General features: G+C 64.4%; 17 protein-coding genes. 7 read left to right on the forward strand and 10 right to left on the reverse strand.

What is annotated here, in order from left to right; translation table 11 throughout:
• Positions 1-23 precede the first annotated feature (23 nt).
• Both ttcA and ROZ00_13560 read right to left on the reverse strand, forming a co-directional pair.
• Positions 24-899, reverse strand: a complete 876-nt coding sequence (gene ttcA, locus ROZ00_13555; GenBank protein MDT3737248.1) for a tRNA 2-thiocytidine(32) synthetase TtcA — start codon at positions 897-899, stop codon at positions 24-26.
• A gap of 32 nt (positions 900-931) precedes the next feature.
• On the reverse strand, positions 932-1,681 hold the full coding sequence (locus tag ROZ00_13560; GenBank protein ID MDT3737249.1) for a pteridine reductase: 750 nt from the start codon (positions 1,679-1,681) through the stop codon (positions 932-934).
• Between the two features lie 57 nt (positions 1,682-1,738).
• Between ROZ00_13560 and ROZ00_13565 the strand changes: the two genes are divergently transcribed.
• Both ROZ00_13565 and ROZ00_13570 read left to right on the forward strand, forming a co-directional pair.
• The gene (locus ROZ00_13565; GenBank protein MDT3737250.1) at positions 1,739-2,887 is read left to right on the forward strand and encodes an SAM-dependent methyltransferase; all 1,149 of its coding nucleotides are present in this window, start codon (positions 1,739-1,741) and stop codon (positions 2,885-2,887) included.
• A 796-nt stretch (positions 2,888-3,683) separates the two neighbouring features.
• Positions 3,684-4,247, forward strand: coding sequence for a hypothetical protein (locus tag ROZ00_13570; GenBank protein ID MDT3737251.1), 564 nt, complete (start codon positions 3,684-3,686; stop codon positions 4,245-4,247).
• 19 nt (positions 4,248-4,266) lie between these two features.
• Here the strand turns inward: ROZ00_13570 and ROZ00_13575 are convergent.
• Positions 4,267-5,387 (reverse strand): IS3 family transposase gene (locus tag ROZ00_13575; GenBank protein MDT3737252.1). Its coding sequence is split into 2 segments (ribosomal slippage): positions 4,267-5,129 and positions 5,129-5,387, totalling 1,122 coding nucleotides; the frame shifts between segments, so codons are not numbered across the junction.
• A gap of 176 nt (positions 5,388-5,563) precedes the next feature.
• On the opposite strand from ROZ00_13575, the gene ROZ00_13580 reads away from it, so the two are divergent.
• The 5 genes from ROZ00_13580 to ROZ00_13600 all read left to right on the forward strand — a co-directional run bounded on the left by ROZ00_13580 (position 5,564) and on the right by ROZ00_13600 (position 16,449).
• Entirely contained in the window at positions 5,564-5,896 is a 333-nt protein-coding gene (locus tag ROZ00_13580; GenBank protein ID MDT3737253.1) for a hypothetical protein, read from the forward strand.
• Between the two features lie 402 nt (positions 5,897-6,298).
• A complete protein-coding gene (locus ROZ00_13585) occupies positions 6,299-7,246 on the forward strand; it encodes a hypothetical protein (GenBank protein MDT3737254.1) in 948 nt (315 codons plus the stop codon).
• A gap of 612 nt (positions 7,247-7,858) precedes the next feature.
• Positions 7,859-12,796 carry a calcium-binding protein gene (locus tag ROZ00_13590; GenBank protein MDT3737255.1) on the forward strand — a complete coding sequence of 1,646 codons (4,938 nt, stop codon included), beginning with the start codon at positions 7,859-7,861 and terminating at the stop codon, positions 12,794-12,796.
• Positions 12,797-12,837: 41 nt separating this feature from the next.
• Entirely contained in the window at positions 12,838-15,018 is a 2,181-nt protein-coding gene (locus ROZ00_13595) for a type I secretion system permease/ATPase (GenBank protein MDT3737256.1), read from the forward strand.
• 3 nt (positions 15,019-15,021) lie between these two features.
• Entirely contained in the window at positions 15,022-16,449 is a 1,428-nt protein-coding gene (locus tag ROZ00_13600; protein ID MDT3737257.1) for an HlyD family type I secretion periplasmic adaptor subunit, read from the forward strand.
• Between the two features lie 186 nt (positions 16,450-16,635).
• Here the strand turns inward: ROZ00_13600 and ROZ00_13605 are convergent, their stop codons facing one another.
• The 7 genes from ROZ00_13605 to ROZ00_13635 form a co-directional block, all read right to left on the reverse strand.
• Complete coding sequence (locus ROZ00_13605; GenBank protein ID MDT3737258.1) at positions 16,636-17,070, reverse strand: thioesterase family protein; 435 nt, start codon at positions 17,068-17,070, stop codon at positions 16,636-16,638.
• 49 nt (positions 17,071-17,119) lie between these two features.
• On the reverse strand, positions 17,120-17,326 hold the full coding sequence (locus ROZ00_13610) for a hypothetical protein (protein MDT3737259.1): 207 nt from the start codon (positions 17,324-17,326) through the stop codon (positions 17,120-17,122).
• A 123-nt stretch (positions 17,327-17,449) separates the two neighbouring features.
• Entirely contained in the window at positions 17,450-18,259 is an 810-nt protein-coding gene (locus ROZ00_13615) for an alpha/beta fold hydrolase (protein ID MDT3737260.1), read from the reverse strand.
• A complete protein-coding gene (locus tag ROZ00_13620) occupies positions 18,256-18,873 on the reverse strand; it encodes a glutathione S-transferase N-terminal domain-containing protein (GenBank protein ID MDT3737261.1) in 618 nt (205 codons plus the stop codon). The genes ROZ00_13615 and ROZ00_13620 overlap by 4 nt, the downstream gene beginning before the upstream one ends.
• Before the next feature lie 13 nt (positions 18,874-18,886).
• Positions 18,887-19,828: a DUF1444 family protein gene (locus ROZ00_13625; protein ID MDT3737262.1), complete on the reverse strand. Its 942-nt coding sequence runs from the start codon at positions 19,826-19,828 to the stop codon at positions 18,887-18,889.
• A 6-nt stretch (positions 19,829-19,834) separates the two neighbouring features.
• Entirely contained in the window at positions 19,835-21,055 is a 1,221-nt protein-coding gene (locus ROZ00_13630) for a multifunctional CCA addition/repair protein (protein ID MDT3737263.1), read from the reverse strand.
• Between the two features lie 4 nt (positions 21,056-21,059).
• On the reverse strand, positions 21,060-22,019 hold the full coding sequence (locus ROZ00_13635; protein ID MDT3737264.1) for a complex I NDUFA9 subunit family protein: 960 nt from the start codon (positions 22,017-22,019) through the stop codon (positions 21,060-21,062).
• Positions 22,020-22,027 lie beyond the last annotated feature (8 nt).

Genomic DNA, 22,027 nt, shown 5'->3' on the forward strand with positions numbered 1-22,027 from the left:
ACTTCGCTGATCGGTGAATCATATCAAACATCTCCGCCGCGAAGCGGGATGACGGCGGGGTCGTCGAACTCCTCGGGATCGAAGGCGCGGTCGCCCTCCGGATCGGGCCGGCCGGTGGCCTTCAGGTTGCGGAAATCGTAGAGCTTCGGGTCGGCCAGGTGCGAGGGCGCGACGTTGCCGAGCGCGGCGAAGATCTTCTCGACGCGGCCGGGGAAGCGCCTGTCCCACTCGCGCAGCAGCGCCTTGGTTTCTTTACGCTTCAACTGTTCCTGCGAGCCGCACAGGTCGCAGGGGATGATCGGGAAGCGGCGCAGCGCGGCCCAGGCCTCGAGGTCGCGCTCGCGGCAGTAGGCGAGCGGGCGGATGACGATGTGGCGGCCGTCGTCGGAGACCAGTTTCGGCGGCATGGCCTTCAGCTTGCCGCCGTAGAACATGTTGAGGAACAGCGTCTCGAGGATGTCGTCGCGGTGGTGGCCGAGGGCGATCTTGGTGGCGCCGAGCTCGCCGGCGACGCGGTAGAGCACGCCGCGGCGCAGCCGCGAGCAGAGCGAACAGGTGGTCTTGCCTTCCGGGATGACCCGCTTCACCACCGAGTAGGTGTCCTGCTCCTCGATGTGGAAGGGCACGCCCAGCTCCTTCAGGTACTCCGGCAGCACCTCGGCCGGGAAGCCCGGCTGCTTCTGGTCGAGGTTCACGGCGACCAGTTCGAAGCGCACCGGCGCGATCTCGCGCAGCTGCAGCAGGATGTCGAGCAGGGCGTGGCTGTCCTTGCCGCCGGAGAGGCAGACCATGACGCGGTCGCCGTCCTCGATCATGTTGAAGTCGCCGATGGCCTGGCCGACGTTGCGGCGCAGGCGCTTGGCCAGCTTGTTGGCCTCGTGGCGCTCTTTTTCCGGCAATGCCTCCGGCAGAAGCGCCTCCAGATAACCGCTCACAGTACGATACTCCTGCCGCCGTCCACGGCGATGGTCTGGCCGGTGACGAAGGGGGCGTCGGCCAGCAGGAACAGCACCGTGCGGGCGATGTCGGCCGGATCGCCGCAGCGCTTGAGCAGGGTGCGCGAGACGACGCCGGCCTGGGCGGCGGCGTCGAAGGAGCCGTCCTCCGGCCACAGGATCGGGCCGGGCGCGACGGCGTTCACGCGCACGTGCGGGCCCAGTTCCAGGGCCAGCGCCCGGGTCAGCCCGGACAGGCCGGCCTTGGCGGCGCAGTAGAGCGGAAAGTTCTTCAGCGGCCGCGCGTCGTGGATGTCGGTGATGTTCACGATGGCGCCGCGCGCCGCGGCCAGATGCGGCGCCGCCGCCTGCGCCAGGAACAGCGGCGCCTTGAGGTTGGTGCCGACGAGGTCGTTCCATTCGCGCTCGCCGATGCTGCCCATCAGCGTGGCGTAGAAACTGGAGGCGTTGTTCACCAGCGCATCGAGCCGGCCGAAATGCTCGACGACGTCCGCCACCAGCCGGGGCAGGTGGTCGGTCTCCAGCAGGTCGGCCTGGAAAGCCAGGGCCGAGCCGGGGCGGGCGGTGTTCAGCTCGGCGACGAGGGCCTGCGCCGCCTCCGCCGATTTGCGGTAATGCAGCGCCAGGCTGGCGCCCTCGGCATGCAGCGCACGCGCGATCTCGGCGCCGACGCGGCGGGCGGCGCCGGTGATCAATACGGTCTTGTCCTGCAATTTGGAAGGCATCGCAAGGTCCTCTCGAATTTGCGAATTTTAACGGAATCGGGCACATTCGGCCCCGCCATGACGATGCCCCAGCCCGATGCCGATGCCGCGGAAAGCGGCCGCCGGCTCGCCGCCCTGATCGCCGACGAGATCGAACAGGCCGGCGGCTGGATCCCCTTCGCCCGCTACATGGAGCTGGCGCTCTACGCGCCCGGCCTCGGCTACTACAGCGGCGGCGCGCGCAAGTTCGGCGCCGCCGGCGATTTCGTCACGGCGCCCGAGCTCTCGCCCCTCTTCGCCGAGGCGCTGGCCGTCCAGCTCGAACCGATCCTGGCGGCGAGCGCGCCGCGCCTCCTCGAGGCCGGCGCCGGCAGCGGCGCCCTGGCGCTCGGCCTGCTGCGCGCGCTCGAACGGCGCGGCGCCCTGCCCGAGCGCTACGAGATCCTCGAACTCTCCGGCGAGCTGCGCGCGCGCCAGCAGGAGACCCTCGCCCGCGGCGTGCCGCATCTCGTCGACCGCCTCGCCTGGCTCGACGCCCTGCCGGAAACCTTCAGCGGCGCGGTCGTCGCCAACGAGCTGCTCGACGCCCTGCCGGTGAATATCGTCGCCTGGCGCGAGGACGGCATCTACGAGCGCGGCGTCGCATTTGAGAACGGCGCCTTCGCCTGGCAGGAACGGCCCGCCGCCGGCGCCCTGCTCGCCGTGGCGCAGGGACTGACTTTTGTTTCGCCGCCCTACGTTTCGGAAATCGCCCTCGCCGCGCGCGCCTGGGTCGCCGAGTGGGGGCGCAGCCTGCAGCGCGGCGCGCTGCTGCTGATCGACTACGGCTTCCCGCAACGCGAGTACTACCACCCGCAGCGCGCCGAGGGCACGCTGATGTGCCACTATCGCCACCACGCCCACGGCGACCCGTTCTGGCTACCCGGGCTGAACGACCTCACCGCCCATGTCGATTTCACCGCCGTCGCCGAGGCCGGCCACGAGACAGGACTCGACGTGCTCGGCTACACCAGCCAGGCGCAGTTCCTTCTCAATTGCGGCCTGGCGCAGCTGCTGGAAGCGCACCAGGAAGACGGCACGGTAGCCTACGCCAGCCTCGCCTCCGGCGCGCAAAAGCTCATCAGTCCCGCCGAGATGGGCGAGCTGTTCAAGGTGCTGGCACTGGGGAAGGGGATCGATGGGCCCCTGCTCGGCTTCGCGAGCGGCGACCGCCTCCACGCGCTCTGATCCGCCAATCGCAGGGTTATGAAAGGCTTCAAGGAAAAGCCGGCGTATGTCTTTCGTTATATTTACATGTCATCCATAACAGCATAGAATGCGTTCGCTGGCTCGCATCTGGATCGTTTCAATAAAAACATAAAACGATCTGCAGTACTGAAGGGGGAGGAGTGTCAATTCTAATCGCCGGCGGCCATCGCCGAGCCTTGGCAGGATTTCGTTTCCTACATGCCCCAGTGCGGCTTCCACCCGGGCTGCGCAGTTCACCCTCCTCGATCAACTCCTCTACGCCTGGGCCGAAACCACCCAGATGGCCGAGCGGCTGGAGGAGCGCACCCCCCAGTACCGCTTCCGCTACATGGCCTTCGGCGCCGTGCTGCGCGAAGACCACGTCTCGCTGGTCGACGCCTCGGGCGATCCCTACGGCGACAACTACGCCACTTATGTGGCACTCGGCAAGGACATCGCACCGAACCGGCTCGCATCGAGGGTTGTGCGGACGCCCTCGGGAAAAGTCAGTCTCCACAGGACGGCAGGCCAAGTCAGGCGTATATCTTTCGGTCAATTGATATGGCATAGCGGCACTGATAGATGCCGCTGCCGCAGAGGCTGTCGTTGCTTGAGGTGTCGAGGCTTATAGCCAATGGGGACGGTCTGCTGGGCGGAGATCGGGAGCGGCAAATGGCGTGCTGATGAGAAGGTCAGAAGTGAGCATCGGGTGATTACTGTCACTGTACAGGCCGTGGAAAGTCAGTCGCCGGGGAACGGCGGATGAGGCGATACCAATCGTAATTGGGAGAACGATTTGATCCAAAACGTAAAACCAGTGCGGAACAATGATGATTGTTCTGGATTCCGGATTTCACGCGAAGCATTCACAAATATTTTTTTCCTGTTCATTGTCGCAAGCCCGATTTTTACATATTCACTGCCTGAGACGGTGCTGGCGAACTGGCCGTCGGCGGCTGCGTTTACCGATTTAGTCGCCCGTTACGTTCCGGCGATCGACAAGCTCACGGCGCTTTCACAATTTCCACATGTGACCCGCTTGTTCCTTGCGATGCTATGGGGCATTGCCTTTCCGGTGCTCTTGATCTTGGCTCTCCTGACCAAACCCCAACAGAACCACCTGCGCAAGATGGCAGCACCTGAATGGGTAATCTGGACGGGGCCACTGATGGGGGTGGCCTTTTGTTGGGTAGCCCTGTTTATGCCGTTTGTCGACGCCGTCAATCTGCGTGAATTCGATTGTGGTGACACACCGTTCGATGAGGGTGTTTGTCTTGCTAGCACGTCGCGTTTTTGGCTAGGTATTTTCGGCACTACTGTCATTGACCTGCCCCCGTCTTTAGTGCCAGGTCGTGGTTAGTAAAATCCGAAACATAAATCTATCCGATTTCCAGTTCTGTTGCGCTGTCGGGCAAGCTTGCCCGACAGCGCGCCGCGAACTCCGCCGGCGTGAGATACCCCAGTGCGCTATGCGGCCGGCACTCGTTGTAGTCGCGCCGCCAGGCCGCCACCCGCACCCGCGCTTCGGCCAAGCTCGTGAACCAATGCTCGTTCAGGCACTCATCGCGGAACTTGCCGTTGAACGACTCGATGTAGGCGTTCTGCGTCGGCTTGCCCGGCTGGATGAGCTTCAACTCGACACCGTTCCGATAAGCCCACTGGTCGAGCGCCTTGCTGGTGAACTCCGGCCCCTGGTCGGTGCGGATCGCCGCCGGCAAGCCGCGGAAGCGCGCCGCCTGATCCAGCACGCGCGTCACATACTGCCCGCTGATGCTGTGGTCGAGCACGATATCCACGGATTCCTTGGTGCAGTCATCCACGATGTTCAGGCACTTCAGGCGCCGCCCCGAGGACAGCGCATCCATCACGAAATCCATCGACCAGACCTGGTTCGGCGCCTCGGGCAAGGTCAGCGGCTGGCGCTCCATCGCCACCCCCTTGCGCCGCTTGCGCTTGGGCACCGCCAGCCCCGCGCCCTGGTACAGGCGAAACACCCGCTTGTGGTTCGCCTGATGGCCTTCCCGCCGCAACAGCACATGCAGACGCCTGTAGCCGAAGCGGCGCCGCTCGGCGGCCAGTTCGACCATCCGCCCGGCCAGCGCCTGGTTGGCCGGGTCGGTCTTGGCTTCGTAGTTCAACACCGTGCGCGATACCCCCACAAGCCGGCAGGCGCGACGCTGGGAGATGGACGTCTTCTCCTGCATCACGGCAACCGCCTGGCGCTTGGCCTGCGGGGTCAGCGCTTTCCCTTGACAACAACCTTGAGCGCCTCGATGTCGAGCATCGATTCGGCCAGCAGCTTCTTCAGCTTGGCGTTCTCCGCCTCCAGCTCGCGCAGCCGCTTGGCATCCGCCACGTCCATGCCGCCGAACTTGCGCCGCCAGGTGTAGAAGGCCGCATCGCTAAAGCCATGCTTCCTGCACAGATCCTTGATCGCCACCCCGGCTTCCGCCTGCTTGAGGTACCCGATGATCTGCTCTTCCGTGAACCGCTTCTTCATGCCCGCTTCTCCCTTCAAAAGCGGACTTTACTAACTTCAGGCTGGTACTGAAAATGGGGAGCAGGTCATCATGGCAACAGTAGCGATATCCATTGCCGTGATGATTCATTGGCCAAAGATGATCAAAACGTATTACGCGAATAAACCAAATTAAACATCTCGTCCAGGAGGATTCAATGAGCACCAATCCCTCAGTCAGCATCAACGAATTTTCCACCACGATTCAGAGCATCAACACCACGCTGAGCACGGCATTCTCGGATTTTGTGCATTCAATGCAGCATGTGGGCGAAGCCGTGCGCACCGGCGCTATAACCGAAGCTCAGGCGTTCCGTAACACTGCAGATTGGTTCAGCCTGCAGTATGAAACCGCGAAGAATGCTGCGCTTTCTGCGGCGCAAAGAGCAACCACAGCTGGCGATGCAGCCGCGGCAGAGTTCTGGCAGCAACGCGCGCAAAGTCTTTCCAACACGATGGCAAGCCGAATTCCCTTGGGTGACGCGGCCTGATTGAGAGGCAATGCCGCACTTGATGTTGTAAGTTCGTTGCGTGGCTTGGGAAGTGTTCTCGCAAACGGTGCGGCAGCAGCCGGGTTCGCTTACGAAGCAGCACAAATGCTGGATGCGGGCATCAGAGGCGATTGGGATGAGTTCGGAAGAATCAGCACTGGCATGCTCGGAGCGGCGGCATTTGGATATTTTGGCATGGTATTAGCTACTGCATTATTGGCACCGGCTACGGCAGTAGGGGTAATTGGGGTTGGCATTGTTGGAGGAGCATTTGCTGCGTTTGGGCATATTCTGGGAGTTAAAGCGTGGGTAGGGAATACTTTCGACTCCGCCCAGCTCATCTTCCCCCGCCGCGACCCCCTGACCCTAGACCTCGACAACGACGGCCTGGAGACGGTGGGGGTGGCCGCTGGCGTCCTCTTCGACCACGACGGCGACGGCGTAATGAGCGGCACCGGCTGGGTGAGCGGCGACGACGGCTTTCTTGTGCTGGACCGCAACGCCAACGGCACCATCGACTCCGGCCGCGAACTCTTCGGCGATTCCACGCCGCTGGCTTCGGGCGGCAACGCCCTTGACGGCTTCAGTGCGCTGGCCCAGGAAGACACCAATGCCGATGGACGGGTGGACAGCCAGGATGCCAACTGGAGCACCCTGCGCGTCTGGCGCGACCTCAACCAGGACGGCGTCTCGCAGAGCGGCGAACTCTTCTCGCTCGACAGCCTGGGCATCGCCGCCCTCAACGTGGCGGCCACCGAGCACACCCAGACGCTGCCCAACGGCAACCAGGTGGCCGACCTGGGCACTTATGTGAAGAGCGACGGCAGCAGCGGCACGCTGGGCGAGACCAGCCAGATGGCCGACGTGAATCTGGCCGACGACACTTTTCATAGGCAGTTCCCGGACAGCGTTCCGCTCACGCCGGAGGCGCAGAACCTGCCCGACATGCAGGGCTCGGGCCTGGTGCGCGATCTGCGCGAGGCGGCCAGCCAGTCTGCYGCACTCGCCTCGCTGCTGGCGCAGTACGCCGCCGCGCCCACCCGGGCCGCGCAGTTGGCGCTGCTCGACCAGGTGCTCGATGCCTGGGCCGATACTTCCCAGATGGCCGAGCGGCTGGAGGAGCGCACCACCCAGTACCGCTTCCGCTACATGGCCTTCGGCGCCGTGCGGCGCAGCGTTCATGTTGCATTGGTCGACGGCTCGGGCAACCCCTATGGCGACAACGACGCCACCTATGTGACGCTCGGCGAGGACATCGCACTGAATCAGCTCGCAGCGAGGGCTGTGCAGACGCCTTCGACGAAAGTCAGTCTGCGCAGGACGGCGAGCGAATCGTGCTGGCTAAAGTGACATCCGCCAGAGGCGGGTGTCAGGTGAGAACGGTCACTGTACAGGTGATTGCTATCACTGTATGGCCACGAGAATTATTTAGGAGGGATGAGCTATGGGGCTAGATGAAAGGATGACGGTTACACAGGTTGCTCGGAATGCGACAAAAACTTTGGATGGCATTTCCGCATACCTCATTGTTGGATTGGCATGTCTTGCTTTCGCTTACGTTGCCACTAGCAGAACTCTGTTTCCCGGGGCGGTAAGTGACCTATACGGCAATAAGATTATCGAGTTAAGTATTTTCTCAGTTCTAACAACACCAATTTTGTACTTAGGCTTGGCCTATTTCTCTGCGTGTGGTCGAACATCTGAAATTATCAATGCATTTATCTTGCTTTCAGTAAATGCGTACTTGGTATATCGCTTTTTCATTTAGAGGGCTATATGTCGCTATATCTTAAAGCAGTCGAATTTATCTCCAAGATTGAGGAGGTTAGCAGTTGGGGCCAAGCAATAGATAAGTATTTTTCGACTGATGATCCTGTCGAGAAAGCTGCTGCAATCGCAAAGCTTGCTGCTGAAGTTTCACTTGGTATTGCAGTTGCTGGAAGTTTACGCGTAGGGTTTTCGATGCTGCGTCTCGGTCTGGCTGTCTCAGGGCGAATCGCTGAGTGGGAAGCCTTTTCAAAAGCTTATGGGGTTGCTGCTGGTGTTGGCATCGGAGATGCTATTGATTGGATAAATGATCAACATCTTGGGCTTCAGCTCTACGATTTATTGCACCCAGATGAAAACACCCGCTTCGACTCCGCCCAACTCGTCCTCCCCCGCCGCGACCCCCTGACCCTCGACCTCGACGGCGACGGCCTGGAGACAGTCGGGGTTGCCGCCGGCGTCCTCTTCGACCACGACGGCGACGGTGTAGCCAGCGGCACCGGCTGGGTGAGCGGCGACGACGGCTTCCTCGTCCTCGACAGGAACGGCAACGGCCAGATCGACTCCGGCCGCGAACTTTTCGGCGACTCCACTCCGCTGGCTTCGGGCGGCAACGCCCTTGACGGCTTCGCCGCCCTCGCCCAGGAAGATACCAATATCGATGGTCGGGTGGACAGCCTGGATGCGAACTGGAGCGCCCTGCGCGTCTGGCGCGACCTCAACCAGGACGGGGTCTCGCAGAGCGGCGAGCTTTTCACGCTCGACAGCCTGGGCATCGCCACCCTCAATGTCGCCGCCACCGAGCACACCCGGATACTGCCCAACGGCAACCAGGTGGCGGACCTCGGCACCTACGTCAGGAGCGACGGCAGCACCGGCACGCTGGCCCAGACCGGGCAGATGGCCGACGTGAATCTGGCCGATGACACTTTTCATAGGCAGTTCCCGGACAGCGTTCCGCTCACGCCGGAGGCGCAGAACCTGCCCGACATGCAGGGCTCGGGCCTGGTGCGCGATCTGCGCGAGGCGGCCAGCCAGTCTGCTGCACTCGCCTCGCTGCTGGCGCAGTACGCCGCCGCGCCCACCCGGGCCGCGCAGTTGGCGCTGCTCGACCAGGTGCTCGATGCCTGGGCCGATACTTCCCAGATGGCCGAGCGGCTGGAGGAGCGCACCACCCAGTACCGCTTCCGCTACATGGCCTTCGGCGCCGTGCGGCGCAGCGTTCATGTTGCATTGGTCGACGGCTCGGGCAACCCCTATGGCGACAACGACGCCACCTATGTGACGCTCGGCGAGGACTTGTCGCTGACCAACCGGCTCGATGAGAGCTACCGCGACCTCATCGCGCATTGGAACCAGCGCATCCACATCCTGGAGGCCTTCAACGGCCGCTATTTTTTCAGCCTGCCGGAACAGACGCAGACGGGTCAGTCCGCACTCGAAGGCCTGACCGTACGCACCGGCGAGAACTATTCCGAAATAAGCGGCGGCGTCGGCACGCTCCTCATCAGCTATAGCCAAGGACAACTCGATCTGCTCAACCAGAGCTATGAGGCTTTGAGGGAATCGGTGTATTCGGCCCTGATCGTTCAGACGCGATTCGCGAGCCTGCTCGACCAGATCCAGCTGGTCATCGACGAGAACGGCATCCGCTTCGATTTCACCACAGTCACCCAGGCCTTCCACGACAGGATTGCCGCCAATGCGGCGCAGGGCATCAGCGACCTGATCGAGTTCAACCGCCATGCCGGCAATATGCTGCGGGGAATGGGCTGGGAAGGGCAGGCGATGATGGAAGGGTACATGCGCATCCTGCCGATCGGCGCCGAACTGCAGGCCGTCTATGACGAATTCCATGTTTCCATCGAGGGCCAGGCCGGATTTACCGGACGGGGCGGCGCCACGGACGACATCATCGTGGCCGGTGCCGGAGACAACACGCTGTATGGCGACAGGGGCGATGACGTCCTGTTCGGCGGCGACGGTGCAGACGCCATTTGTGCGGGCAACGGCGACGACACCCTGAGCGGGGGCGCCGGCAACGATTTTCTGACCGGCGAAAACGGCTCGGATACCTATCTGTTCGGCAGGGGGTTCGGCTCCGATGTCATCAGCAACCACACCGTCAACGACACGACGCCGGACAAGGTGGATGCAGTGGTTTTCGCGGCGGACGTCCTGCCTTCGCAGGTAACGGTGAGCCGCTCCGACTCGAATCTGGTGCTGAGCATCGACGGCACGACGGACACGCTGCGGATTCTGGATTATTTCTCCCTAGACGGAACCGATCCGCACTACAGGCTGGAGCGGATTGTGTTTGCTGACGGCACCGTGTGGGACATCGAGACCATCAAGGCGATGCTGTTGCAGGGTACGGATGCCGCCGATCACATCATCGGCTACGGAAGTGGCGACACAGTCGATGCCGGCGCTGGCGATGATAATGTCACTGGCGGCACCGGCAACGACATTATAAATGGGGATTCTGGCGACGACGTTGTCTATGCGGGCGATGGCGACGACCGCCTGGACGGCGGAACCGGAAACGACTACCTGCAGGGGGACGCCGGCTCCGACACCTACGTGTTCGTGCGCGGCTCGGGCCAGGACGTGATCTACAACTACGATACCGGGACGGGCAAGACCGATGCGCTGGAGTTCGGCGCGGACATATTGCCGGCCGACATCGTCCTCACGCGCAGCAGCACCGACCTTGTGCTGTCGATTGCCGGAACCACGGACAGGGTGACGGTCCGTTCGTTCTTCGATAACGACGGCAACACCGCCTATGCCCTTGAGCAGGTCAGGTTCGCCGATGGTACGACCTGGAACAACGCCACGCTTTTGGCACTGGCAATCGCCGGCAACGACACGGCGCAGACCCTGACGGGCTATGCGACGGCCGACGTGATCAACGGCCTGGACGGCAACGACGTGATCAGCGGCAATGACGGCAACGACATGATCGACGGTGACGACGGAGACGACTCGCTGCGCGGAGAAAACGGCAGCGACTCGATCTACGGCGGGGCTGGCAACGACATCATCTACGCGGGCGATGGCGACGACCGCCTGGACGGCGGAACCGGAAACGACTACCTGCAGGGGGATGCAGGCTCCGACACCTACGTGTTCGGGCGAGGCTACGGCCAGGACGTAGTCTACAACTACGACACCGAGACGGCCAAGACTGATGCACTGGAGTTCGGTGCGGACATTCTACCGGCCGACATCATGCTCGCTCGCAACGGGGCGGATTTGGTAATGACCATCTCCGGTACTTCTGACCGGGTTACGGTTCGCTCCTTCTTCGAAAATGACGGCAATGGCGGATATGCGCTGGATCAGGTCCGGTTCGCCAACGGCACTGTCTGGAGTAGAACCGCCATGCTCAGCATGTTCCTGCAAGGCACTGCGGGTGCGGACACAATCATCGGCACTGCAGGCGCCGACATTATCTATGCGGAGGGCGGCAACGATCAGATCAGCGCCGGAGACGGCAACGATACGCTCGATGGCGGGGATGGTGCAGACAATCTGCGCGGCGAAAATGGCAACGACTTGATCTACGGCGGGATGGGCAACGATACCATCTATGCCGGCAACGGCAACGATCGGCTCGACGGTGGAACCGGAAACGACTACCTGCAGGGGGATGCCGGCTCCGATACCTATGCGTTCGGGCGCGGATACGGTCAGGACGTGGTCCAGAACTACGACACCGGCACGGGCAAGACCGATGCGCTGGAATTCGGCGCCGACATCCTGCCCGGCGACATTGCCATCACGCGCAGCAGCACCGATCTGGTGTTGTCGATCGCCGGAACCTCCGATCGAGTGACAGTACGCTCGTTCTTCGACAACGACGGCAACAGCGCCTATGCGCTGGAACAAATCCGGTTCGCCGACGGCACCACCTGGAACAAGGCCACGATCAAATTACTGGCCATCGCCGGAAACGACACTGCACAGACCTTGACCGGCTACGCGACGGCCGACGTTATCAACGGCCTGGGGGGCAACGACGTAATAAACGGTTACGACGGCAACGATACGATCGATGGCGGGGACGGCGCCGACTCTTTGCGCGGAGACAATGGCAATGACGTGATCAGCGGCGGCACGGGCAACGATACGGTTTATGCCGGGAGCGGAAGCGATCGTCTCGATGGCGGCATCGGAAACGATTATCTGCAGGGGGATGCGGGGTCCGACACTTACGTGTTCACGCGTGGCTCGGGACAAGACGTGGTCTACAATTACGACACCAGCACAGGCAAGACCGATGTGCTGGAGTTCGGTTCTGACATCCTTCCGAGCGATATCGGAATCACGCGCAGCGGAACCGACCTCCTGCTGTCGATCGCCGGCACAATGGATCGGGTTACCGTCCGCTCGTTCTTCGACAACGACGGCAATAGCGCCTATGCTCTGGAGCAAGTCCGCTTTGCCGACGGCACCATCTGGGACAAGGTCGCCCTCAAGCTGCTGGCGCTCGCAGGCAACGATACGGCCCAAACCCTGACCGGGTACGCAACGGCCGACGTGATCGCCGCTGCGGGGGGCAATGACTCCGTTTCCGGCGGTGCGGGCAACGATACGATCGACGGCGGAGCGGGCGCGGATAATCTGTCCGGTGGTGACGGCAACGATACAGTCAGTGGCGGCGCCGACAATGACTACGTCTATGGCAACAACGGCAACGATGTCCTGGACGGCGGGGCGGGCAGCGATTATGTTGCCGGCGGGGCCGGCTCCGACACTTACCTGATGGGCAGGGGCGCCGGAGCCGATACGGCCTATGAAAACGATTCCACCGCAGGGAATACCGACTCGGTGCTGATTGGCGCGGATGTCGCTGTCGACCAGCTCTGGTTCCGCCACGTCGGATCGAATCTTGAAGTCAGCATCATCGGCACTTCAGACAGGATGACAATCCAGAACTGGTACTCCGGTTCGGCCTATCATGTCGAACAGTTCAGGACGGCCGATAATCGCCTGCTGCTGGATACCCAGGTCGAAAACCTCGTCCAGGCGATGGCCGCCTTCTCGCCGCCGGCCGCAGGCCAGACCACGCTGCCGCAAAATTATCAGGATGCCCTGAACCCGGTCATCGCGGCCAACTGGCAGTAACAGCGATCTACCTTGCCCCCGCCCGGGGGCGGGGGTTCCCCATGACCGATCAGACACCGCCCTTTGCCCTCATAACTGATGAGGCTGCCACAGAACAGGCCTCTGGCGCCGCCCAGGAGACCGACACCGGCCTGATCGGATTGGCCATGCTCGCCCGATTCCACGGCGTGGCGGCCGACCCCGATCAACTCGCGCACGAATTCAAGGAACCGGGTAGGCCCTTCGGCACGGCTCAGATCCTGCTCGCCGCCAAATCCATCGGCCTCAAGGCCAAGGCGATGCGCAGCGACTGGATACGGCTCGAACGCACTCCTTTGCCGGCACTGGCTTCAGACAGAGATGGGCGGTTTTTCATCCTGGCCAGGATCGATGGCGACCAGGTGCTGGTCCAGGACCCTCGCGTCAAACGGCCGCAAGTCCTCTCCCAGGCCGATTTTGTCGCCCGCTGGAACGGCGAGCTGATCCTCTTCGCCTCGCGCGCTTCGCTGGCGGGAGAACTCGCCAGATTCGATTTCACCTGGTTCGTCCCGGCGATAGTCAAATACAGGAGGCTGCTGGGCGAGGTCTTTCTGGTCTCCTTCGCCCTGCAACTCTTCGCCCTGGTTACGCCGCTCTTCTTTCAGGTGGTGATGGACAAGGTGCTGGTCCATCGGGGACTCACCACCCTGGACGTGATCGCCTTCGGCCTGCTGGTGGTGATCGTTTTCGAGGTGGCGCTCTCGGGGCTAAGGAGTTACGTCTTCGCCCACACCACCAGCCGCATCGACGTCGAGCTGAGCGCGCGGCTCTTCCGGCACCTTTTGAACCTGCCGCTCGCCTACTTCCAGGCGCGGCGGGTCGGCGACACCGTGGCGCGGGTGCGCGAGCTGGAGCACATCCGCCAGTTCCTTACCGGCAACGCCATCACCCTGGTGCTGGACCTGTTCTTCTCGGTGGTGTTCATCGGCGTCATGCTGCTCTACAGCGGCTGGCTGACGCTGGTCGTCGTGCTGTCCCTGCCGTGCTACCTGATCCTTTCCCTGCTCGTCACGCCGCTGCTGCGCGCGCGACTTCACGAGAAGTTCAACCGCGGCGCGGAGAACCAGGCCTTTCTGGTGGAGACCATCAACGGCATCGACACCCTGAAGTCCATGGCGGTCGAGCCGCAAATGACGCGGCGCTGGGACAACCAGCAGGCGGCCTACGTCGCCGCCGGCTTCCGTACATCGGCCCTAGGAATCCTCGCGCACGAGGGCGTGTCGCTGATCGGCAAGCTGGTGACGGTGGCGACCATGTGGTTGGGCGCACGTCTTGTCATCGGCGGCGAACTCACGGTCGGACAGTTGATCGCCTTCAACATGCTGGCCGGAAGGGTTGCCCAGCCCGTCATGCGCCTGGCCCAGCTGTGGACCGACTTCCAGCAGACTGGCATCTCGGTACAGCGGTTGGGGGACATTCTCAACGCCCGCACCGAGGTAGCCAATGCCAACCGCAGCACCCTGCCGCCCCTGATCGGCCGGATCGAACTTGACCAGGTGGTGTTCCGTTACCGGCCGGATGCCCCCGAAGTGCTGCGCGGCATCAGTCTCGCCGTGGAGCCGGGCGAGGTCATCGGCATCGTCGGCCGCTCAGGCTCCGGCAAGAGCACGCTGGCCAAGCTGGTGCAGCGTCTGTACGTGCCGGAGCGCGGCCGGGTGCTGATCGACGGCGTGGACCTGGCCATGGCCGACAGCTCCAGCCTGCGCCGGCAGACCGGCGTCGTGCTGCAGGAGAACATGCTCTTCAACCGCAGCATCCGCGAAAACATCGCATTGTCGGATCCCGGCATTCCGATTGAGGCGGTGATCGGCGCGGCGAAACTGGCCGGCGCCCACGAGTTCATCCTGGAACTGCCGGAGGGCTACGACACGGTGGTGGGCGAGCACGGCGCGACCCTATCCGGTGGCCAGCGACAGCGGATCGCCATCGCCCGGGCGCTCATCACCAACCCGCGCATCCTCATTTTCGACGAGGCGACGAGCGCCCTGGACTACGAGTCGGAGCGGGTGATCCAGAACAACATGAAGGCCATCTGCAAGGGCCGCACGGTGATCATCATCGCCCACCGGCTTTCCGCCGTGCGCGACGCCAACCGCATCGTCGTGCTCGACCGCGGGCAGATCGTCGAGCAGGGCACCCATGCCGAACTGCTCGCTCATGAGGCTGGACACTATTCACGACTGCACCGTTTGCAACAAGCTTGAACCATGAGCCCGGTCTTGAGGCTTCACGCCGCTCTCGATCTCCTTAAGCGCTACGGAGCGGCCTTCCGTCACGCCTGGCGCGAACGGAAAGCCCTCGACCCGCGGCCACGTCTGCCGCACGAGGCGCAGTTTCTGCCGGCGGCCCTGGAGTTGCAGGAAACGCCGGTGTCGCCCGCGCCGCGCATCGCCATGTGGCTGATCCTGTGCTTCGCCCTGATCGCGCTGCTCTGGGCGGTGTTCGGACATATCGATGTGGTGGCCACCGCCCCGGGCAAGATCGTGCCCAACGACCGCACCAAGGTCATCCAGCCCATCGAGACGGCGACGGTCAAGGCGATCAAGGTCAGCGACGGACAGGTCGTCAAGGCTGGGGACGTGCTGATCGAGTTGGACGCCACCGCCGCCACGGCGGACAGTGCACGCCTGGACAACGATCTGACGACAGCCCGTCTTCAGGCTGCCCGCGCCCGGGCGATGCTGGCCGCCATCGCCTCCGGCAAGTCGCCGGCGCTGGAGCGGCTGCCCGAAGTGGCAGACGGCAGGCTGACCAAGGAGCAGCGCATCCTCGACGGCCAGTTCGACGAATACCAGGCGAAGCTTGCTCGCATCGATGCCGACATCGCCAGGCGCGAGGCGGAACTCGCCTCTACCCGCGAGATCGTCCGCAAGCTCGAACAGACCGCTCCCATCGCCCGCCAGCGCGCCCAGGACTTCAAGGATCTGGTGGAAAAGAATTTCATCTCAAAACACGGCTACTTGGAGAAAGAACAGGCTCGCATCGAGCAGGAGGCCGATCTGGCCACCCAGAAGAGCCGCCTGAAAGAACTGGCTGCCTCGTTGCAGGAAGCGCGCGGCCAGCGCGCAGCTTTGGTGGCCGAGGCTCGTCGCATGGCCCTCGACAGCCTGAATGAGTCGGAACAGAAAGCCACCGGTTATGGCAATGAGCTGGTCAAGGCTGAGACCCGGGGCCGGCTGATGACGCTGACCGCCCCGGTCGACGGCACGGTGCAGCAGTTGGCGGTGCATACAGTGGGTGGCGTCGTGACGCCGGCTCAGCCGCTGATGGTGATCGTGCCGAAGGACAACCCTATCGAGGTGGAGGCCTATGTGGAAAACAAGGACGTCGGCTTCGTCAACGCGGGCCAAACGGCGGTGGTGAAGATCGAGACTTTCCCGTTCACCAAGTACGGCACCATCGAGGCCAAGGTGACCCATGTCTCGAGCGATGCGGTGAATGACGAAAAGCGGGGACTGATCTTCCCTGCGCGGGTGAATCTCGCGCGTTCAACCATCCGGGTGGAAAACAAGACGGTCAATCTCTCGCCGGGCATGGCGGTGACGGTCGAGGTGAAAACCGCACAGCGGCGGGTAATCGAGTATTTCCTCAGCCCCTTGTTGCAGTATAAGGACGAGAGTTTGAGAGAACGGTAAATCGCCACCCTGCGATGCAGCGAGGAAAGACGCAAGGATTTGCCGCGGCCGATTCAACCTTCAGCGATCAGGCTGCCGGGACACCCGCCCGCACCCGCCGCAACGCCTTGCGTCCTCCGACTGCTTGAATGGGTTAACGACCCGGCACGGCCTTGGGTTGATCTGATTCTGCCGTAGGAATCCGTCCTACTCGAGGACCAGTTTTTCCAGGCAGGCGCGGATCTTCTCCGGGATGGCGGTCGGCTTGTCCTTCGCGCGGTCGACGAAGACATGCACGAAATGGCCCTGCGCCGCCGGCTTGTCCTCGCCCTGGCGGAAGAGGCCGATCTCGTAGCGCACCGAGGAATTGCCCAGGTGGGCGACGCGCAGGCCGGCGTCGATCGTCTCGGGAAAGGCCACCGGGCGGTGGTAGCGGCAGCTGGACTCGACGCAGTAGCCGACCACCGCGCCGTCGCGGATGTCCAGCCCGCCTTCGCGGATCAGGTATTCGTTGATGACGGTGTCGAAGTACGAGTAATAGACGACGTTGTTGACGTGGCCGTAGACGTCGTTGTCCATCCAGCGGGTGGGGATGGCGAGGAAATGCGGGTAGGCGGAGCGGCGTTCGAGGGATGAAGTCATGCCGCCATTGTAGCGGCGGGCGCCGCCACAATGGGTCGGGAAAACCCGTCTACTCCTGGCAGAGGTAGACGTTGCGCAGGAAGGCTTCGGCGTCCCGCTCGGCGTCGCGGCTTTCATGCCGCGCCGGAACCGCTTCCTGCAGCGCCAGGCCGACTTCGGGCCGCGGCAGCCAGTTGGAGAGGAGCACCTCCTCGCCATACTCTTCGCGCAGCTCGATGATTTTCTTCCCCGTGCTCATATCCGTATAGATGACCATGATGACCTCCGCGCAGTGCGTCTCGTGCATCGGGACGTCAACTTGGATAACGGCGGGAAACGGAAAAGGTTGAACGCCGGCGGAAATTTTTTGGCGGGAATCGCCTTGCAAGCGAAAGGGTTTCTAAAGGCCCTGCTCGCCCAGCCAGCCGAGGATGCGCTCGGCCACCTGCCGCCAGCCCAGTTCGAGCATGAGGCCGTGGCCCATGCCCTCGAAGATCTCCGCCTCGACGCCGTAGTGGCGGGCAGTCATCTCGACTTGGGAGGGCGGGATCAGGCTGTCGTGCTCGGCGCCCAGCACCAGCAGGGACGGCAGGTTCATGCGGCTCTTCAGCGGCAGGTTGAACAGGGTCATGTCCCAGATGGCGCGGTGCGACTCGGGCTGCATGCGCTTGTACCAGCGCGCCAGGTCTTCCTTCGTCACCGGCTGGGCGAACATGGCGGTGCGCAGGGTGTCGAGCGCCACCTGGCCGCCGCCGAGCAGGCGGTTGAGGTCGTTCATCAGGCCGGGTTTCTGGAAGGCCAGGCCGAGGGCAGCCGCCCACAGCCCCTGCGGCGGCACCGAGGCCATCAGCACAACACCGGCCGCTTCATGTTGTTCCAGGTATTTCTGCGCCACCATGCCGCCCATGGAATGGCCGATCAGCACCGGCGCGGCGGGCAGCTGTTCGGCCACCGCCGCGACATCGCGCACATAGTGGTCGATGCCGAAGCTGTCGAGCCGCTCGCGGCCGGGCGAGGCGCCGTGGCCGGACACGCTCAGCGCATGGCAGGCATAGCCGCGTTCGGCGAAGAAGGACAGGAAATGCTCGTCCCAGCACCAGGCGGCGGCATAGGCGCCATGGAGGAAGAGCAGCGGCGTGTTGCGGGGACTGACTTTGGCCGGGGGCTGGCGGCTGATGACCTCCAGCCCGCTGAAACGGGCTCCGCTCACTTCGGCACGGCCATGCCCCGCTGCACGGCCGGGCGGTTGGATATGGCCTTGAACCAGCGCAGGACGTGGGGGTAGCTGGCCAGCGCCACCTCATGCCACTCGTGGCGCGCCACCCAGGGGAAGGTGGCGATGTCGGCGATGGAGTATTCGTCGGCGAGGTATTCGTGCTTGCCGAGCCGCGCGTTGAGCACGCCGTAGAGCCGCGCCGTCTCGCGCGTGTAGCGGCCGATGGCGTAGTCGACCTTCTCCGGCGCGTAGCGCAGGAAGTGGTGGGTCTGGCCGAACATCGGGCCGACGCCGCCCATCTGGAACATCAGCCACTGCAGGGCCTCGTACTTGCCGCGGTCGGTGGCGGGCAGGAAGCGCCCGGTCTTGCCGGCGAGGTAGACAAGGATGGCGCCGGATTCCATCATCTTCATCGGCTTGCCATCGGGGCCGTCGGGATCGACGATGGCCGGGATCTTGCCGTTCGGGTTGATGGCGACGAAGGCCGGCGCGAATTGCTCGCCCTGGGTGATGTCGATCTTGTGCACGCGGTAGGGCAGCCTGCACTCCTCGAGCATGATGGAGACCTTGCGGCCGTTGGGGGTGCCCCATGTGTATAGTTCGATCATTGCTGTCCTTTCCTCATTCCCGATGCTGAAGTGGCTGATCGCCCTGCTGGTGACGGTTTTCATCGCCGGCGTTTTCCTGCCGCGGCTGGCCGCCTTCCTGCGCATCGGCCGCCTGCCGGGGGACGTCAGCTTCCGCTTTCGCGGGCGCCTCTACCACTTTCCCTTCGGCACCACCCTGCTGCTGTCCCTGCTCGCCACCCTGCTGTACCGGCTGGTCTAGCGTCCCGCCGAATTCCTGCCAGCCCTGCGGCGTCCACTGGAACAGCTTGCGCGAGACGGGCCGGCCCTGGTGGCGCTCCACCGTCTCGACGGTCTCGCGCAGCTGCCCGATCTTCTCCGGCTCCAGGACGGCGGTGAACACCACGACGTCCCGCGTCGGCATGCCGAGGATGAGGCTGTCGCCCAGCTTCAGCGTCAGTTCCGCCCAGCGCCAGTGCAGGAGCACGCGGCTGGCGGCATAGCCGTCCTCCGTCTCGATGACATACAGCCAGGGCAGCTTGCCGACCTGCTTGACGGCGATCTCGCCGTGGGCGCGATCGAGGTTGGCCAGGGCGCGCTGGTGCAGCCGGTCGATGTCCATGCCCCAGGACTTCATCATGCCGTAGGAGACCAGCTGGGCGCCTTCCTTGAATTCGAGGGCGTACATGATGCGCACGTCGGCGATGAAGTCGCTCGTCACCAGGGCGTTGTCCTCGAACCAGGTTTCAGGGTTGCCCATCTCGCGGCCGATCTTCGCCAGCTGCACGGCGAGGCGCTTGCGCGCCTGCTCCAGGTAGCGCTTGCCGATCAGCACCGGCCGCAGCGCCGCCAGTTCCTCCTCGACGCTGCGCACCGGGGCGGCGGGGGCCGCCTGCTCCTGCGCGGCGGGAGGCGCCTCCGCGGCGGGCGCCTGCGCCAGTGCAGAGGAGGCGCCGGCCAGCAGGCAGAGCAGCAGGGGGAGCAGGGGCTTTCGCATGAAAAGTCAGTCCGCGCAGGACGGCGCGTGGCGCACCGCGGCCACCCGCGCCTCGTGGATGCGCTCGGGAATGCGCGCCTTGTCGGCGGTGGCGGCGGCGATGGCGCCGGCGTCCACGCCCTGCACGGCGACCAGGGCGCGCCGCAGGGTGTCGCCGGCCGGCCAGGGCCGGTCCTCCCAGCCGGGGCGGCCGCGGAAATCGCACTCGCAGGCTTCCAGCAGCTGGCCGAAGCGCTCGGGGCGGCGCAGGGCGTCGGCGCGCTCGAGCAGCTTGACCACGGTGGTGGGACGCAACTGGGCGGCGTCGTGGATGACGCCGTGCTCGCGCGCCGCCAGCACGGCAAGGTCGCGGCAGTCGGCCGGCACGCGCAGGCGCTCCGAGACGGCTTCGGCGAGCGCCGCGCCGGTGGCCTCGTGGCCATGGTGGTGCGGCCACTCGGCACGCGGCGTGGCGCCCTTGCCGAGGTCGTGCAGCAGGGCGGCCCAGCGCACCGGCAGCGGGAAATGCCGCGCCGCCGCCTGGTCGACGACGCGCAGGACGTGGGCGCCGGTGTCGATCTCGGGATGGTGCTCGGCCGGCTGCGGCACGCCGAACAGGCGGTCGAGCTCGGGCAGGATCTTCGCCAGCGCGCCGCATTCGCGCAGCACGGCGAGCATGCGCGAGGGCCGCGCCTCCATGAGGCCGCGCGCGAGCTCCTGCCAGACGCGCTCGGGCACCAGGTGGTCGACCTCGCCGTTGTCCGCCATCAGGCGCATCAGGGCGAGGGTCTCCTCGGCCACGTGGAAATCGGCGAAGCGCGCGGCGAAGCGCGCCACGCGCAGCACGCGCACGGGATCCTCGGCGAAGGCCGGGCCGACGTGGCGCAGCACGCGGGCAGCCAGGTCGGCCCGGCCGCCGAAGGGATCGACCAGCGTGCCGTCTTCGGCCTCGGCGATGGCGTTGATGGTGAGGTCGCGCCGGGCAAGGTCTTCCTCCAGCGTCACGTCGGCCGCGGCGTGGAAGACGAAGCCCTTGTAGCCGGGCGCCGTCTTGCGCTCGGTGCGCGCCAGGGCGTATTCCTCGTGCGTCTCGGGATGCAGGAAGACGGGGAAGTCCTTGCCGACCGGCTTGAAGCCGCGCGCCAGCATCGCCTCCGGCGTGGCGCCGACGACGACATGGTCGCGGTCCTGCACGGGCAGGCCGAGCAGCCGATCCCGCACCGCGCCGCCGACGACGTAGGTCTTCATGTGCTCAGCGGCGGGCTTTGACGCGATAGCCGTAGAAGCGGTAGCGCGGCGTGCTGGCGCCGAGGTATTCCGGCGCCACCGCCTCGAGCGCCACCGGCGTGGCGCCGAAGGGCAGCGACTCGCCTCCGCTACAGACGCTGTCGACGTCCATCGAATCGAGGTTGTCCACCGACATCGGCGGGTTCGGCAGCAACTCGAGCAGGCCGGCCTGGATGCGCGCCAGCGCCTCGGGCAGGGCGACGATCGGCCGGCGGCAGCCGATCTGCTCGCCGACGTAGCGCACCAGCTCGGCCAGGGTATAGACGCGCGGCCCGCAACAGCAATACGCCTGGCCGAAGGCGTCGCGGCGATCGAGGCTGGCGACGACGGCCCGCGCCACGTCCTCGACGTACACCGGCTGGAAGCGCGCCTGCGTGTTGCCCAGCGGCATCAGCGGAAAGCTGCGCTGCAGGGCGGCGAACAGGTTGAGGAAGGAATCGTCCGCACCGAAGATCACCGAGGGCCGGAAGATCGTCAGGTCGAGCGCCGCGCCGGCTTCGCGCAGCGCGGCCTCGCCGTCGCCCTTCGAGCGCAGGTACTGGCTGGGACCCTTCGGATCGGCGTTGAGGGCGGAGACATGGACGACCCGGCGCACGCCGGCGGCACGGCAGGCGGCCGCAATCCGCCTGGGCAACTCGACATGCGCCCGGGCGAAATCCGGTCCGTAAGGCAGGCCGTAGCGGCTGTGCAGGATACCGACCAGATTGATCACCGCGTCCTGTCCGGCAACCAGTCCGGCCAGGCAGGCGTCGTCGTGCACATTGGTTTCGACCACCTCGACGGTAGGCAGGACGAGCAAGTGCCGGGCGCGCTCGCGGTGCCGCGTCGGCACGGTCAGACGATGGCCTTGCGCGGCAAGCTGCCGCACCACATGGCCGCCCAAAAAGCCGGAGCCGCCGATCAGGAGAATTTTCTTTGTATTCATGCTGTTTA

The organism is Denitratisoma sp. (assembly GCA_032027165.1).
Classification (GTDB): domain Bacteria; phylum Pseudomonadota; class Gammaproteobacteria; order Burkholderiales; family Rhodocyclaceae; genus Desulfobacillus.